The sequence below is a fragment of the Aquabacter sp. DMC10 genome, assembly GCF_056314145.1.
Genome location: NZ_JBQUYX010000002.1, coordinates 511,897 through 526,850, shown reverse-complemented (window position 1 = coordinate 526,850; position 14,954 = coordinate 511,897). Strand labels below are relative to the sequence as shown.

The following is a 14,954-nucleotide window of genomic DNA, read 5'->3' as shown; positions in this document are numbered from 1 at the left end:
ATGTAAAGCATGCCGGACGCGGCGCGAAGGCCTCCCATTGAAGCCTCACGGCGGCACGCCGCCACGGTGCATGGCGCTCCTGCCGCAGCGCAATTGCCCAAAAGAGCGACCTGTGCTACTCAACGCCCATCGTTGCCGCGCACCAGGGAGGGCATAGATGACAGATGTTTTGCGTCAGCCCATCCCATCCGGGATGCCGAACCGCTAGTTCGGCCAGGTCTTCAATGAAGGCCTTGAGGTTATCGGGCCCGCCCGACGCGGATCTTCAGGACGCTCCTTTTCGCGACGCCAGCTTCAACTGAGCCGGCCGCCGCTCCGCGCTCCTCCGCTTGGCCTGATACCTCCGCGCAACCCGTTTCCCGTTTCGCAGGAGAGGCGCGCCCCGCGCCTTCACGGTCATGTTTCAGTCTTCCCGGCACGGCGCGGATGCGCTGCGCAATGTCCTTGCCTTCACGTTTCGCCACTGGGCGCGCCGCTGGCCGATGGCGGCGGGCATCGCGGTCGCCATTGTCGCGGCGACGCTGACCGAAATCTTCGTGCCGCTCTTTGCCGGGCGGCTCATCGATGCCCTGACGCAGGGCCGGCAGGCCGCGCCCGCCGCGCTGGAGGCCTTCCTCATGATGGCCGGGCTCGGCCTCGTGATGGTGGTGCTGCGGCACCTGGCCTGGTGGGGGGTGGTGCCGCTGACCTTGGGCATCATGGCCGACGTGGTCCGCGAGGCCTTCCACCGGGTGCAGCGCTTTTCCAGCGACTGGCACGCCAACAGCTTCGCCGGCTCCACCGTGCGCAAGATCACGCGCGGCATGTGGGCGCTGGACGTGCTCAACGACGTGCTGCTGCTCATGCTCTTGCCCTCGGTGGTGGTGCTCACCGGCACGGTGGCGCTCCTGATGCTGCATTGGCCGCTCATGGGGCTGGTGATGGCGGTGGGGGCGCTCGCCTATGGCGCGCTGACCGTGACGCTCGCCACCCGCGTGGTGGCCCCAGCCGCGCGGCTCTCCAATGCCTGGGACACCCGCATCGGCGGTATCCTCTCCGATACGCTGGGCGCCAACCAGGTGGTGAAGGCGTTCGGCGCCGAGGCGCGGGAGGATGCGCGCCTCCAGGCTGTGGTGGTGCGCTGGCGCCGGCGGGTGCAGCGCACCTGGATGCTTCACACCTGGAGCGCCAGCGGCGAGTTTGCCCTGCTGTGGGGCGTGCGCACCATGGTGACCGGCACGGCCCTGTGGCTGTGGTGGGAAGGCCGCGCCACGCCGGGCGATGTCACCTATGTGCTCACCACCTATTTCGTGCTGCACGGCTATCTGCGCGAGATCGGCCAGTACGTGCACAACCTCCAGCGGGCGGTGAACGACATGGAGGAACTGGTGGACCTGCACGGCCTCGCCCCCGGCGTCGCCGATGCGGAGGCGGCCCGTCCCCTCGCCGTGCCGGGCGGGGAGGTGCGCTTCGACCAAGTGACGTTCCATTACGGCCTCCATGCCGCGCCGCTGTTCCGCGACCTGGACGTGACCATTCCCGCCGGCCAGCGGGTGGGCCTCGTGGGGCCGTCAGGCTCGGGCAAGACCACGTTCGTGAAGCTGCTCCAGCGGCTCTATGACGTGACCGGCGGCCGGGTGCTCATCGACGGGCACGATGTGCGCGAGGTGGCGCAGGCGTCCCTACGCCAGCAGATCGCCATCGTGCAGCAGGAGCCCATCCTGTTCCACCGCACGTTGGCGGAGAACATCGCCTATGCCCGGCCTGACGCTACGGCGGCGCAGATCGAGCAGGCGGCGCGCCTCGCCAATGCGGATGGCTTCATCGCCCGCCTGCCCAAGGGCTATCGCACCCTGGTGGGCGAGCGGGGTGTGAAGCTCTCCGGCGGCGAGCGCCAGCGGGTGGCCATCGCGCGGGCCTTCCTGGCGGATGCGCCCATCCTGATCCTGGACGAGGCCACTTCGAGCCTGGATTCAGAATCGGAAGCCGCCATCCAGGAGGCCATGGAGCGCCTGATGCGGGGCCGCACGGCCCTCATCATCGCCCATCGCCTGTCCACGGTGCGGGCCATGGACCGCATCCTGGTGTTCGAGCACGGCCGCATCGTCGAGGACGGCCGTCCCGAGACCCTCCTCGCCCGCCCCAACGGCCGCTACCGCCTCCTGTTCGAGCGCCAGTCGGAGGGGATGGCGGGGGAGCTTGGCGTGCCGGTGGGGTGAGGGGAAGGGGCAAGGCGCCGCGCACGGAGCGCCTTGCCCGCCTCCCCCTTGGACTTTTCGCCCATGCCCTCCGGCATCCCCCGCGCTTGACAGCCAATGGTTGGTCGGGAAAGCTCCCCGGCAAATCGCACCCCCCGTCGCAAGCGGGGGAGAATGCGGATCGCAGGGAAGCGCAGAGGTCGGTCGATGAACGGGACCGGAAAGGCGCCGCATGCGGACGCCGTCTATTCCACGTTGAACAGCGCGGGCGCGGGCGCCGCTTCGCTGATCGCCGCGTCCTGGACGCGCTCCCTCGTTCATTACAAGCTCGACCCCGACAAGACCCGCCCGCCCGAGCAGCTCACGCAGGCCGAGTTCGACGCCGCCTGCGACCGGTCCGGCCTGCTGGTGCGCCAGTCCAAGGTGGAGATGGACCGCCTGTTCCAGATGGTGGGGGAGGCGGGCTGCTGCGTGCTGCTCACGGATAAGGACGGCGTGCCGCTGGAGCGGCGGGCCTTGCCCGGCGACAATGCGGACTTCCGCCGCTTCGGGCTTTGGACCGGCATGGTGTGGAGCGAGGCCTGCGGCGGCACCAACGGCATCGGCACGTGCCTGGCCGAGGCGCGCCCGCTCACCATCCATCGCGACCAGCATTTCCTCACCCGGAACATCGGGTTGAGCTGTTCCGCCGCGCCCATCTTCGATCCGCAGGGCCGTCTTGCGGGCGCGCTTGATGTCTCCACCTGCCGGCAGGACCTCACCCCCGCCACCTTGAAGCTGATCGCCGCCGCCACCGTGGATGCCGCCCATCGCATCGAGGCGAGCCAGTTCCGCGCCGCCTTCAGCCATGCCCGGATTGTGGTGGCCGAGACCGGCCGCGCGGCGGACGCGCTCCTGGCGGTGGACCGGGAAGACCTGGTGATCGGCGCCAACCGCGCCGCGCGCCTCGCCTTCGACCTCACCGAGCAGCGCCTTGCCACCCCGTTCCCCGCCGATTTGCTGCTGAAGGGCGAGACCCAGGAAGCAGCGGATGACCTCTGCGCGGGCGAGCGGGGCGTCATCCAGCGGGCGCTGGCGCGGGCGGAGGGCAATGTGTCGGCGGCCGCGCGGGCGCTGGGCATCAGCCGCGCCACCATGCACAGGAAGCTTGCCAAGCTCGGTCTTCACCGTCCCAATTGAGACCGTCGCATTTTTGTGTCGCCACCTGTCTCAGGATCGCGACACTCCGGCCGGCCTGCGAACGCCCGCCCCGGTGACGATCCGGCCCCGTCCGCCGATCCTTCCTCCAACCGCACGACGGTTGTGGAGGAAACCATGAACAAGCCGGAATTCATTCGCCAGTCCGCCGCCCCCTTCAAGGCCCGCTATGGGAACTTCATCAATGGCCGCTTCGTCGAGCCGCTGAGCGGGCGCTATTTCACCAATCATTCCCCGGTCAACGGCCAGCCTTTGTGCGAGGTCGCCCGCTCGGAAGCCGCCGACGTGGAGCTGGCGCTGGACGCCGCCCATGCGGCCAAGGACGCCTGGGGCCGCACCTCGGTGGCCGAGCGCGCGCTGATCCTCAACCGCATCGCGCAGGCGATGGAAGACAATCTGGACCTGCTGGCCCGCGCCGAGACCTGGGACAATGGCAAGCCGCTGCGCGAGACGACCGCCGCCGACCTGCCGCTGGCCATCGATCATTTCCGCTATTTCGCCGGCGCCATCCGGGCGCAGGAAGGCGGCATCTCCGAGATCGACCACGACACCATCGCCTATCATTTTCATGAGCCGCTTGGCGTGGTCGGCCAGATCATTCCCTGGAACTTCCCGCTTCTGATGGCGGTGTGGAAGCTTGCCCCGGCGCTTGCCGCCGGCAATTGCGTGGTACTGAAGCCCGCGGAGCAGACCCCGGCCTCCATCCTGGTGCTGGCCGAGCTGATCGCCGACATCCTGCCCCCCGGCGTGCTGAACATCGTCAACGGCTTCGGCCTGGAAGCCGGCAAGCCGCTCGCCTCGTCCAACCGCATCGCCAAGATCGCGTTCACGGGCGAGACCACCACCGGCCGGCTCATCATGCAGTATGCCAGCCAGAACCTGATCCCGGTGACGCTGGAGCTGGGCGGCAAGTCGCCCAACATCTTCTTCAAGGACGTGGCGGCCGAGGACGACGATTTCTTCGACAAGGCCATCGAGGGCTTCGTCCTCTTCGCCCTCAACCAGGGCGAGGTGTGCACCTGCCCCAGCCGCGCCCTGATCCATGAGAGCATCTATGACCGCTTCATGGAGCGCGCGCTCGCCCGTGTCGCCGCCATCAAGCAGGGCGACCCGCTCGACCCCACCACCATGATCGGCGCCCAGGCCTCCTCCGAGCAACTGGAGAAGATCCTCTCTTACATCGACATCGGCCGGCAGGAAGGCGGCGAGGTGCTCATCGGCGGTGCCCGCAACGATCTGCCGGGGGATCTGGCGGGCGGCTATTATGTGAAGCCCACCGTGTTCAAGGGCCACAACCGCATGCGGATCTTCCAGGAGGAGATCTTCGGCCCGGTGGTGTGCGTGACCACCTTCAAGGACGACGAAGAGGCGCTGTCCATCGCCAATGACACGCTTTACGGCCTCGGCGCCGGCGTGTGGACGCGCGACGGCAACCGGGCCTATCGCATGGGACGCGCCATCCAGGCGGGCCGGGTGTGGACCAATTGCTACCACGCCTATCCCGCCCATGCGGCCTTCGGCGGCTACAAGCAGTCGGGCATCGGGCGCGAGAACCATTCCATGATGCTCGACCACTACCAGCAGACCAAGAACATGCTGGTGAGCTACTCGCCCAAGAAGCTCGGTTTCTTCTGAGCCGGATCAAGGCGCCCGGCACCGCCTCTGCCTTCACTGCAGCAGGCGGTGCTCCAACGGGATGGGTCCTGAAGCCGGTCCCATGATCGCGGCATCCCCACGGCGGGGGCCGTCGCGCGGGACCCTGGCGGCCGTCGCGGCCTTGCCGGGGTTCCGCGCCGGCCCGTCCCGGCAACATGGCAAGGGGGAGCGCGCCGGTGATGGCGCGCTCCCGCTTCCCCACCACGTGTCAGGGAGAGGGCGCGCGAACCGCCCGTTCAAAGGAGGAGACAGAGCCATGGCAAAGACGATGAAAGCCGCCGTGGTGCGCATGTTCGGCGCGCCGCTCACCATCGACGAGGTGCCGGTGCCAGAGCCCGGTCCCGGCCTCATCCAGGTGGCCATCCGCGCCTCCGGCGTGTGCCACACGGACCTGCACGCCGCCGAGGGCGACTGGCCGGTGAAGCCGAACCCACCCTTCATCCCCGGCCATGAGGGCGTGGGCTATGTCTCGGCGGTGGGGGCTGGCGTCAAGCATGTGAAGGAAGGCGACCGGGTGGGCGTGCCCTGGCTCTATACCGCCTGCGGCCATTGCCGCCATTGCCTCGGCGGCTGGGAGACCTTGTGCGAAAGCCAGCTCAACACCGGCTATTCGGTCAATGGCGGCTTTGCCGAATATGTGGTGGCCGACCCCAATTATGTGGGCCATCTGCCGGGCAATATCAGCTTCACCGAGATCGCCCCGGTGCTGTGCGCAGGCGTCACCGTCTATAAGGGCCTGAAGGTCACGGATACCAAGCCGGGCGACTGGGTGGTGATTTCCGGCATTGGCGGGCTCGGCCACATGGCCGTGCAATATGCCAAGGCCATGGGCCTCAACGTGGCGGCGGTGGACATTGACGACGCCAAGCTGGATCTTGCCCGCCGGCTCGGCGCCACCGTCACGGTGAACGCCAAGACGGAAGATCCCCGCACCGTCATCCGCCGCGAGACCGGCGGCGGCGCGCAGGGCGTGCTGGTGACGGCGGTGAGCCCCAAGGCGTTCGAGCAGGCCATCGGCATGGTGGCGCGCGGCGGCACTATTGCGCTCAACGGCCTGCCGCCCGGCGGCTTCCCGCTGGACATTTTCGGCATGGTGCTGAACGGCATCACGGTGCGCGGCTCCATCGTGGGCACGCGCCTCGACCTTCAGGAATCCCTGGACTTCGCCGCCGACGGCAAGGTGAAGGCCACCATCCACACGGCCAAGCTCGAAGAGATCAACGACATCTTCGGCCGCATGCACAAGGGCCAGATCGAGGGCCGCATCGTCCTCGACATGGCCAGCTGAACCTCCCGCCCTGGGCCCGTCCGGTTGAGCACCGGCGGGCCCATTTTTTTGCGCGGAGCATGTCGCCTTTAGGAAAAAGGGGCAGTCCCCCGGCGGGCGGCCTCACGCGCTCCCGCGGCGGCGGCCCCGCGATAAGATGCCCCTTCAGGGGCCCGTGGGAGAACGCCAGGGAGGACGCCATGGTCGCGAACACTCCAGAAACCGAACACTCCGCCGATGAGCCGGAACGGGTGCTGGCCACGCCGGCCGCGCTGGCCCTCATCGCCGAATTGCAGGCCCGCTATGGGCCGATCCTGTTCCACCAGTCGGGCGGCTGCTGCGATGGCTCCTCGCCCATGTGCTACGCACAAGGGGATTTCCTGCTGGGCGACCGGGACGTGCGCCTGGGCGAAGTGGCGGGCGCGCCGGTCTATATGGGCGCCGATCAGTTCGACCTCTGGCGCCACACCCAGCTCATCCTCGACGTGGTGCCGGGGCGGGGCGGCATGTTCTCCCTCGACAACGGTACGGAGCGGCGCTTCCTGACCCGCTCGCGCGCCTTTTCCGGCGAGGAGATGTGCCGGATCGGGGGACGCTGATCCCCAAAGGAAGACGGGCGGCCGAAGCCGCCCGTCCTTTTTCCTGCGCACGCCCGGGGGATCAGGCCGCGCGCACTGTGCCGAGGAACTCCGCCATCACGCGGCGCAGCGTCTGGGCCTGGGAGGCCAGGGTGGTCGCCGCATCCTGCACCTGGGTGGCGGCGACGGAGGAATCCGCCGCGGCGCCGTTGATGCCGGTGATGTTGGACGACACCTGCTGCGTGCCCTGGGAGGCGCGCGCCACATTGTGGGCGATCTCCCGGGTGGCGGCGCCCTGTTGGTCCACCGCGGAGGCGATGGAGCCGGCGATGCGGTTGATGGCCTCGATCACGTCCGTGATGCCGCTGATGGCCTGCGAGGAGGCGCGGGTGGAGCCCTGGATCTCGTCGATCTGGGCCTCGATCTCGGCGGTGGCGCGGGAGGTCTGCTCCGCCAGCTCCTTCACCTCGGCCGCGACCACCGCGAAGCCCTTGCCCGCATCGCCGGCGCGGGCCGCCTCGATGGTGGCATTGAGGGCCAGCAGGTTGGTCTGGCCGGCAATGGTGCGGATGAGGTCCACCACCTTGCCGATCTTCACGGCGGAGTTGGACAATTCCTGCACCTGGGCGGCCGTGGCGCCAGCCTCGCGCACGGCCTCGGCGGCGATGCGGGCGCTCTCATCCACCTGCCGCTTGATCTCGACGATGGAGGAAGCGAGCTCCTCCGCCGCCGAAGCCACCGTCTGCACATTGTTGGAGGCTTCCTCCGAGGCGCTGGCGGCGGTGTGGGAGGAATCGGCCACCTTGCGGGTGGCGGTGGTCATGGTGCCGGCCGCGCCCTGGAGCTGGTCGGAGGCCACGCCCACGCTTTCCACCACCCGGCCCATGGCCCGCTCGAAGCCGTCGGCGAGGTTCATCATGGTGGAGCGGCGCTCCTCCTCGGCCTGCAGGCGGGTGGCTTCCGCCTCCTTGGCCTTGCGCAGCGCTTCCTCCTCCACGCCGATGCGGATCTGGTCCACGGCCCGCGAGATGTCGCCGATCTCGTCCTTGCGGTTGGCGCCGGCGATCTCGGCCACCTGTTCGCCCGCGGCCAGACGCCGGAGCGCCAGGGTGAGGCGGGTGATGGGGTTGGAGATGCCGCGGGCCACCAGCGACATGGCGATGAGGGCGAGCACGGTGACGATGGCGGCCGCCACCATCTGCCAGAGCGTGTCGGTTCCGCTGCGCTCCGCCAGCGCGGCGCCCAGGGCATTGGCGTCGGCCATCACCAGCGCGCGAGGCACCGTGATGATGACCGACCAGGACGCGCCCGTCCGGCCAAGCGGCACGGGCGCGAACACCTTGATGACGTCCTTGGCCTCGTCCACCTTGGCCACGGCCTGGCCGGCCCGCATGAGGGCCATGTCCTCGTCGGGCTTGGCTTCCAGCTTGCTGTAGGACCCGCCGATCGCGCGCGGGTCGGCGCTGGAGGCCACCACAAGGCCGGTGCTGGTGACAATGGAGACGGTGCCCTCACCCTTGTAGATGGACTCATCCACCTTCTCGGCGAGGCTCTGCACGAAGGACAGGTCGAAGTCGGCGCCGGCGACGCCCGCGAACCGGCCGCCCACGGTGATCGGAACCGACATGGTGGCGAGGTAAACCGACTTGCCCTGCACGATATAGGGCAGGGGGGCGAGGAGGCTTTCCTTGCCGGTGGTCTGCGGCCCGATGAACCAGCCACCCTTCATCACGCCGTTGGGATGCAGGTCGCGGCTGTCATATTCCACCAGCGGCTGCAGGGCGATGTTGCCGCCGGCATCCCGCGTCCAATAGGGCAGGGCCCGGCCGGTCGCATCGGAGCCGAGGTCCTTGCGGCTGATGAAGAGGGCGTCGGCGCCGTCGAGCGCATTGGGCATCCAGGCGCTGTAGGTGCCATTGAAGCGGCTGTTGTCCTTCAGGACAGACAGCAGCAATGCATTGAGCTGGGCGCGGCGGCCGTCCCGCGGCGTTCCGTTGCCGTCATTCTCCGCGATGACCTCAAGGGCGCTGGCCATGTTGCGGGCCGCGTCGAAGGCGGAATCAATCTCGGTGCGGATGGCCGCGGCCTGCACGGAGGCGAGCCGCTGAAGGGATTCCTGGCTGGTGCGGTCGAGCAGCCCGCCCACGCGCTCGGTGACATAGCGGGAGGTCTGGGAGGCGGCATAGAGGCTGTAGCCCAGCATGGCGCCAGCCACTGAGATGACGCACAGCGCCGATAGCGCGATGATCCTGATCTTGATCGAATGAATATTCATGCCTGCCACCGGAAACGCGAAGGGACATCCTGCGGTAGGCGTCGGAGCTTGCGCGGGGCTGGGACTTGGCGGTCCGGGGGCGGTACCCCTCCATGCCCCCCGGCGCGGCGCACCGGACGGGCCGGCGCCGCGCCGTCCGGGCAGGACGGCGCGCGGAACTTTGCTAGCGGATTGAAAAAGCAAAGGGAAAAATGATTCCGGCACGAGCGTGGCGCGCGGCCTTGTGCGCCCCGTCCGCCCCTGACGGGACCGGGGCTGGAAGCCCTGCGGGTCATTGACGCAGTGCAGCGCGGATCAGGAGGGCAGGCGTCCCACATGGCGCAACGTGACGAGGCCGAAGCGCCGCATGCGGCGATGCACGGTGGTGCGGTCGAGGCCGAGTTCGCGCGCCGCTGCCGAGATGTTCCAGCCATGGGCCGCCAGGGCCGCAAGCAGGGCCTCGCGCTCGCTGGCCGGGGTCTCCCGCGCAAACGGCTGCGCAGGCGCAAAGGACGGCCCGGCAAGGCGCGGCGGCTCCCGCACCGGCACGGCGCACAGGCGCGGCTCGGCGCGCCCCTGCAGGCGATCCGGCAGGTCCTGGAGGCCGATCAGGGCGCCGTCCGCCACCGCGCAGGCATAGTCCAGCGCATTGGCCAGTTCCCGGATATTGCCCGGCCAGTCATGGGCATTCAGCGCCGCCCGCGCGGCTTCGCTCACCGAGAACGGCACGCCGCTCGCATGGGTGCGGCCGGCAATGAGGCGGCCGATCAGCCAGTCGATGTCCGCCCGCGCGCGGAGCGGCGGCAAGGCGAGGATGGCTCCGGACAGGCGGAAATAGAGGTCTTCCCGGAAGCGCCCGGCCTTCACCTCGGCCACCAGGTCGCGGTGGGTGGCGGCGATGACGCGCACATTCACGGGCACGGGCTTTGAGCGGCCGAGCGGCGTCACCTCCCGCTCGGCCAGCACGCGCAACAGGCGGGTCTGGAGGGGGAGGGGCATGTCGCCGATTTCGTCCAGGAACAGGGTGCCCCCGTCCGCCTCCAGCACCAGCCCCTTCTTGCCGCGTGCCACCGCGCCGGTGAAGGCGCCGGGCTCGTAGCCGAAGAGTTCGCCCTCCACCAGCGTCTCGGGCAGCGCGGCGCAATTGACCGGCACGAAGGGCCGGGCGGCGCGGGCGCTGGCCATATGGATGGCCTTGGCCAGATATTCCTTGCCCGATCCGGTCTCGCCGGTGATGAGGAGGCTCATCTGGGTGTTGACGAGCTTGGCCGCCCGCGCCGCCACCCGGTGCATTGCCGGCTCGTCGCGGAACAGGGCGCAGAGCGGCGCCGGCAGGGCCGGGGCGGGGGGCTCGGCCACCGGTCGGCCGGGTTGGGAGGGCGGGGAGAGGGTGGCGGCAAAGAGCGGCGTGCCAGAGCGGGCGAGCCGCACCAGGCGCTGGCCCGCCGGCAGCGCATGGGAGAAGCGCGGCAGGTCGTCCATCTCCAGCTCGAAGAAGGCGCCAAAGCGCTGCCCCACCAGATTGACGCCCGCGCCCGCGTCGCCCAACTCCCGCAGCAGCAATTGGCGGGCCGCATTGTTGAAGCCCAGCAGCCGCCCGGAGCCATCCACGGCGAGCACGTAGCTCGGCTCCACGTCCACGAACTCCGGCGAGGCGGCCAGCTTGACGATCCATTCCCGCCGGAAGCGGTTCATGAGGTGCGCCGTCTCGATCTTGTTGGCGAAGCCCTTGACGAATTGCAGGGCCAGGAACTGGCTTTCCTTGGGCTCCGGCGAGCGCAGGGCGGAAATGTCCAGCACGGCGGCCAGCGAACCGAAGGGGTCATAGACCGGGGCGGCGGTGCAGGTGAGGGGGATGTGGGTGGCGTCGAAATGGTCGGTCTGGTGGACGATCAGCGGTTCGCCCGTATGGATGCAGGTGCCCACCGCGCAGGTGCCCGCATGCCGCTCATTCCAGTCGGCGCCGAGATATAGGCCGGCGCGCATGAGGTTGTTGTCGAAGGTGGGATCGCCGATGAAATCCACCGTGATGCCCTTGGCATCGGTGAGCAGCAGCACATAGCCGAGCCCCGCCACTTGCCGGTAGAGCGTCTCCACGCCGAAGCGGGCGGTGTGGGTGAATTCCTCCATGGCATCCTGATGCTCGCGCAGGCGCGCGGGGGTGAGGATGCAGGGCTCGCGCAGCACTTCCGGGTCCAGCCGATGCTCGGAGACGCAGCGGCGCCAGGAGTCCTGGATGACGGCGTCCCGGCGCGTGCGCGCACCGCTGGCCGCGCGCACCAGCTCATCGATGTGAGCGGCCTGTTCGGTTCTCACTTCGTCCCGCTTCATGGGCGTCCTCCGCACCATTCTTGCCGGCTGTGACCGGCGCCGGGCTGTAGCCTCCCGTTAAAGGCGAGTGTCCGCGCCTTGCGCGCCGGGTGCAAGCGTTGCGCGCGCCCGAGGCCGTCACGAAGCGCATCGCCCGCCACACCTGTTGCAGGCCCCGCCACAGGTGCGGCGGGAGCGCCGCAGGCCGGCCGCCACGGTTTGCAGCGCAATATGTCCGAAAATCAAGGGTTTGAAGCGCTGGCTCCACTTGGCCCGCCCCTTGCGATGAAGAGCGCACAAGACGAGGCCCCCGGCATAGGCGGGCCCGCAGGGACGAACGCCACGAGAGGGAGCCGGATGACGTCGCACCGGACGCCGAAGGTCGGAATTATCGCCAATCCCGTCTCCGCAAGGGACATTCGCCGCGTGGTGGCCTCCGCCAACGGCGTGCAGGTGGCTGACAGGGCCAATATCGTGCTGCGCGCGCTGGCGGCGCTGGCCGCCTGTGGCATCGAGGATGTGGTGATGATGCCCGAGCGGGGCGGCATCGCCACCCATGTGCTGCGGGGCATGGAGCGCTCGAACGCGCAGGGCGAGGCTCGCTTTCCCCGCCTGACGCACCTCGCCATGCCCGTCACCGGAACCGTGGCCGATACGCGCCGGGCAGCGCGCCTGATGCGCGAGGCCGGCGATGTGGCCGCCATCATCGTGCTCGGCGGCGACGGCACCCATCGCGCGGTGGTGGCGGAATGCGGGGCGGTGCCCATTGCCGGCATTTCCACCGGCACCAACAATGCCTTTCCCGAGCATCGCGAGCCCACCATTACCGGACTTGCCACCGGGCTTGCCGCGCTTGGCCTCGTGCCACCCGCCATCGCGTTCGCGCCCAACAAGCTGATCGAGGTGCGCCTCGATGGCGGCGCGCCCGAGATCGCTCTGGTGGACGTCGCCCTCGTCACCGACCGCTATGTGGGCGCCCGCGCGCTCTGGCGGGCCGAGACCTTCCGCGAGCTTTACGTCGCGTTCGCCGACCCGGAAGTCATCGGCATGGCCGCCATTGCCGGCTTGCTGGAGCCCGTGCGCCGGGCCGAGAGCGGCGGGCTTGCGGTGATGCTGGCGCCCGCCGCCACCGCGCCCACCGTGGTGCGCGCCCCCATCGCGCCGGGCCTCGTCACCGAGATCGGGGTGGAGGACTGGCGCCGCATGCCGGCGGACACGGTCTTCACCTCGCGCCTGCCGGCCGGATCGGTGGCGCTTGATGGCGAGCGCGAACTCTTCTTCGACAGCCCGCAGGAGGTGGCCATCACCTTGCGCGATGCCGCCTTCCACACGGTGGACGTGGCGGCGGTGATGGCCTTCTGCGCGCGGGAAAAGCTGCTCCTGCGCTCGTCCGCTCCGCGCCCGCGCATGAGGTTGGGGCTGAGCGCCTGACCTTCAATCAACCAAGACCCAAGGAGGAAAACCGACGCCATGACCAACAATCCCTTCCCCCTCTCCCGGGACGAATTGCTGAGCGCCTACCGCACCATGCGCACCATCCGCGAGTTCGAGGAGCGGCTGCATGTGGAGTTCGCCAAGGGCGACATCCCCGGCTTCGTGCACCTCTATGCGGGCGAGGAAGCCTGCGCGACCGGCATCATGATGCACCTCACCGACATCGACCGCATCGCCTCCACCCATCGCGGCCACGGCCATTGCATCGCCAAGGGCGTCGATGTGCACGAGATGATGGGCGAGATCTACGGCAAGGTGACGGGATGCTGCCGGGGCAAGGGCGGCTCCATGCACATTGCCGACCTCTCCAAGGGCATGATGGGCGCCAACGGCATTCTGGGCGCCGGTGCGCCGCTCATCTGCGGGGCGGGCCTTGCCGCCAAGTTCCGCGGCGATGGCGGGGTGGGCATCACCTTCTTCGGCGATGGCGCGGCCAACCAGGGCACGGTCCTGGAGAGCATGAATCTGGCCGCCATCTGGAACCTGCCGGTGATCTTCGTGGTGGAGAATAACGGCTACGCGGAATCCACCTCGGTGGAATATGCCACCGCCGTCGACAGCTATGTGGACCGCGCCGCCGGCTTCGGCTTGCCGGGCGTGACCGTGGACGGCACCGACTTCTTCGCCGTGCACGAGGCGGCGGGCGAGATCATCAAGCGGGCGCGGGAGGGCGGTGGGCCGGCGCTGCTGGAATGCAAGACGGTGCGCTTCTTCGGCCATTTCGAGGGCGATGCCCAGACCTACAAGGCCAAGGGCGAGAACGACCACAACCGCGCCACCCGCGACTGCCTGAAGCTGTTCGCCGCCCGCGTCACCGGCGCCGGCATCATCAGCGCGGCGGACCTTGCCGTCGTCGATCGGGAAGTGGCCGCCCTCATCGACGATGCGGTGGACACCGCCAAGGGCGCGCCCCTGCCGAGCCCGCGCGAACTCACCACCGATGTCTACGTCGCCTACTGAGCGAACTCATAAATCTGGAGGAAAAACCATGGCTCGCATGATCAGCTACAAGCAGGCGATCAACGAGGCGCTCGACCTGGAGATGCGCCGCGATCCCACCGTCATCATGCTCGGCGAGGACATTGTGGGCGGCGCCGGCGCCCCTGGCGAGATGGACGCCTGGGGCGGCGTGCTCGGCGTCACCAAGGGCCTGCATGCCAAGCACGGCAACCGCCTCATGGACACGCCGCTCTCCGAGAGCGCCTATATCGGCGCGGCCATCGGGGCCGCCGCCTGCGGCATGCGCCCGGTGGCCGAATTGATGTTCCTGGACTTCATGGGCGTGTGCTTCGACCAGATCTTCAACCAGGCCGCCAAGTTCAAATATATGTTCGGCGGCAAGGCGAAGACCCCGGTGGTGATCCGCGCCATGGTGGGCGCCGGCTTCCGCGCCGCCGCTCAGCATTCCCAGATGCTCACCCCGCTCTTCACCCACATTCCCGGCCTGAAAGTGGTGTGCCCCTCCAACGCCTATGACGCCAAGGGCCTGCTCATCCAGGCGATCCGCGATGACGACCCGGTCATCTTCTGCGAGCACAAGGCGCTCTATGGCAGCGAGGCGGATGTGCCGGAGGAGAGCTATGCCATCCCCTTCGGCGAGGCCAATATCGTGCGCGACGGCAAGGACGTGACCCTGGTGGGCTATGGCCTGACCGTGCCCCGCGCGCTGGCCGCCGCCGACACCCTGTCGCGCTCCGGCATCCAGGCGGAGGTGATCGACCTGCGCACCCTCTCCCCCATGGACTGGGACACGGTGATCGAGAGCGTGGAGGCCACGGGCCGCCTCGTTGTGGTGGACGAGGCCAATCCGCGCTGCTCGCTCGCCTCCGACATCACCGCCTATGTGGCCCAGCATGCCTTCGGCGCGCTGAAGGCGGCGCCGCAGATGGTGACCGCGCCCCACACGCCGGTGCCGTTCTCCCCGGTGCTGGAGGATCTCTACATCCCCACTGCGGACGCCATCGTCGCCGCCGTCCATGCCACCACGGGCCGCGCCAAGTCGGCGGCGTGACGCACCGGGC

10 protein-coding genes are annotated in these 14,954 nt (G+C 69.0%); 8 read left to right on the top strand and 2 right to left on the bottom strand.

Annotation, left to right across the window (positions count from 1 at the left end; genetic code table 11):
* The first annotated feature begins 398 nt into the window (after window positions 1-398).
* The 5 genes from ACT54L_RS07160 to ACT54L_RS07140 all read left to right on the top strand — a co-directional run bounded on the left by ACT54L_RS07160 (window position 399) and on the right by ACT54L_RS07140 (window position 6,896).
* A complete protein-coding gene (locus ACT54L_RS07160) occupies window positions 399-2,198 on the top strand; it encodes an ABC transporter ATP-binding protein (RefSeq protein ID WP_476084852.1) in 1,800 nt (599 codons plus the stop codon).
* A gap of 186 nt (window positions 2,199-2,384) precedes the next feature.
* Complete coding sequence (locus tag ACT54L_RS07155) at window positions 2,385-3,356, top strand: GAF domain-containing protein (RefSeq protein WP_476084851.1); 972 nt, start codon at window positions 2,385-2,387, stop codon at window positions 3,354-3,356.
* 135 nt (window positions 3,357-3,491) lie between these two features.
* Window positions 3,492-5,009, top strand: a complete 1,518-nt coding sequence (gene adh, locus ACT54L_RS07150; RefSeq protein WP_476084850.1) for an aldehyde dehydrogenase — start codon at window positions 3,492-3,494, stop codon at window positions 5,007-5,009.
* 277 nt (window positions 5,010-5,286) lie between these two features.
* Window positions 5,287-6,318, top strand: coding sequence for an alcohol dehydrogenase AdhP (gene adhP, locus ACT54L_RS07145; RefSeq protein ID WP_476084849.1), 1,032 nt, complete (start codon window positions 5,287-5,289; stop codon window positions 6,316-6,318).
* Between the two features lie 179 nt (window positions 6,319-6,497).
* Window positions 6,498-6,896: a DUF779 domain-containing protein gene (locus ACT54L_RS07140; RefSeq protein ID WP_476084848.1), complete on the top strand. Its 399-nt coding sequence runs from the start codon at window positions 6,498-6,500 to the stop codon at window positions 6,894-6,896.
* 61 nt (window positions 6,897-6,957) lie between these two features.
* On the opposite strand, the gene ACT54L_RS07135 is transcribed toward ACT54L_RS07140, so the two are convergent.
* Window positions 6,958-9,150 (bottom strand): methyl-accepting chemotaxis protein, encoded by a 2,193-nt coding sequence (locus tag ACT54L_RS07135; RefSeq protein ID WP_476084847.1) that lies wholly within the window; start codon window positions 9,148-9,150, stop codon window positions 6,958-6,960.
* Window positions 9,151-9,444: 294 nt separating this feature from the next.
* Window positions 9,445-11,460, bottom strand: a complete 2,016-nt coding sequence (locus ACT54L_RS07130) for a sigma-54-dependent Fis family transcriptional regulator (protein ID WP_476084846.1) — start codon at window positions 11,458-11,460, stop codon at window positions 9,445-9,447.
* Window positions 11,461-11,796: 336 nt separating this feature from the next.
* Here ACT54L_RS07130 and ACT54L_RS07125 point away from each other — a divergent pair, with 336 nt between their 5' ends.
* The 3 genes from ACT54L_RS07125 to ACT54L_RS07115 are packed head-to-tail and all read left to right on the top strand — an operon-like array spanning window position 11,797 to window position 14,944.
* Window positions 11,797-12,870: an ATP-NAD kinase family protein gene (locus tag ACT54L_RS07125; protein ID WP_476084845.1), complete on the top strand. Its 1,074-nt coding sequence runs from the start codon at window positions 11,797-11,799 to the stop codon at window positions 12,868-12,870.
* Between the two features lie 39 nt (window positions 12,871-12,909).
* Window positions 12,910-13,893, top strand: a complete 984-nt coding sequence (locus ACT54L_RS07120; protein WP_476084844.1) for a thiamine pyrophosphate-dependent dehydrogenase E1 component subunit alpha — start codon at window positions 12,910-12,912, stop codon at window positions 13,891-13,893.
* A 28-nt stretch (window positions 13,894-13,921) separates the two neighbouring features.
* On the top strand, window positions 13,922-14,944 hold the full coding sequence (locus tag ACT54L_RS07115) for an alpha-ketoacid dehydrogenase subunit beta (protein ID WP_476084843.1): 1,023 nt from the start codon (window positions 13,922-13,924) through the stop codon (window positions 14,942-14,944).
* Window positions 14,945-14,954 lie beyond the last annotated feature (10 nt).

Bases quoted from the DNA above. Each gene is read 5' to 3' on its own strand.
- ACT54L_RS07115 (WP_476084843.1), top strand. From the start codon at position 13,922: ATGGCTCGCATGATCAGCTACAAGCAGGCGATCAACGAGGCGCTCGAC.
- ACT54L_RS07130 (WP_476084846.1), bottom strand. From the start codon at position 11,460: ATGAAGCGGGACGAAGTGAGAACCGAACAGGCCGCTCACATCGATGAG.
- ACT54L_RS07120 (WP_476084844.1), top strand. From the start codon at position 12,910: ATGACCAACAATCCCTTCCCCCTCTCCCGGGACGAATTGCTGAGCGCC.
- adhP (WP_476084849.1), top strand. From the start codon at position 5,287: ATGGCAAAGACGATGAAAGCCGCCGTGGTGCGCATGTTCGGCGCGCCG.
- ACT54L_RS07135 (WP_476084847.1), bottom strand. From the start codon at position 9,150: ATGAATATTCATTCGATCAAGATCAGGATCATCGCGCTATCGGCGCTG.
- adh (WP_476084850.1), top strand. From the start codon at position 3,492: ATGAACAAGCCGGAATTCATTCGCCAGTCCGCCGCCCCCTTCAAGGCC.
- ACT54L_RS07160 (WP_476084852.1), top strand. From the start codon at position 399: ATGTTTCAGTCTTCCCGGCACGGCGCGGATGCGCTGCGCAATGTCCTT.
- ACT54L_RS07125 (WP_476084845.1), top strand. From the start codon at position 11,797: ATGACGTCGCACCGGACGCCGAAGGTCGGAATTATCGCCAATCCCGTC.
- ACT54L_RS07140 (WP_476084848.1), top strand. From the start codon at position 6,498: ATGGTCGCGAACACTCCAGAAACCGAACACTCCGCCGATGAGCCGGAA.
- ACT54L_RS07155 (WP_476084851.1), top strand. From the start codon at position 2,385: ATGAACGGGACCGGAAAGGCGCCGCATGCGGACGCCGTCTATTCCACG.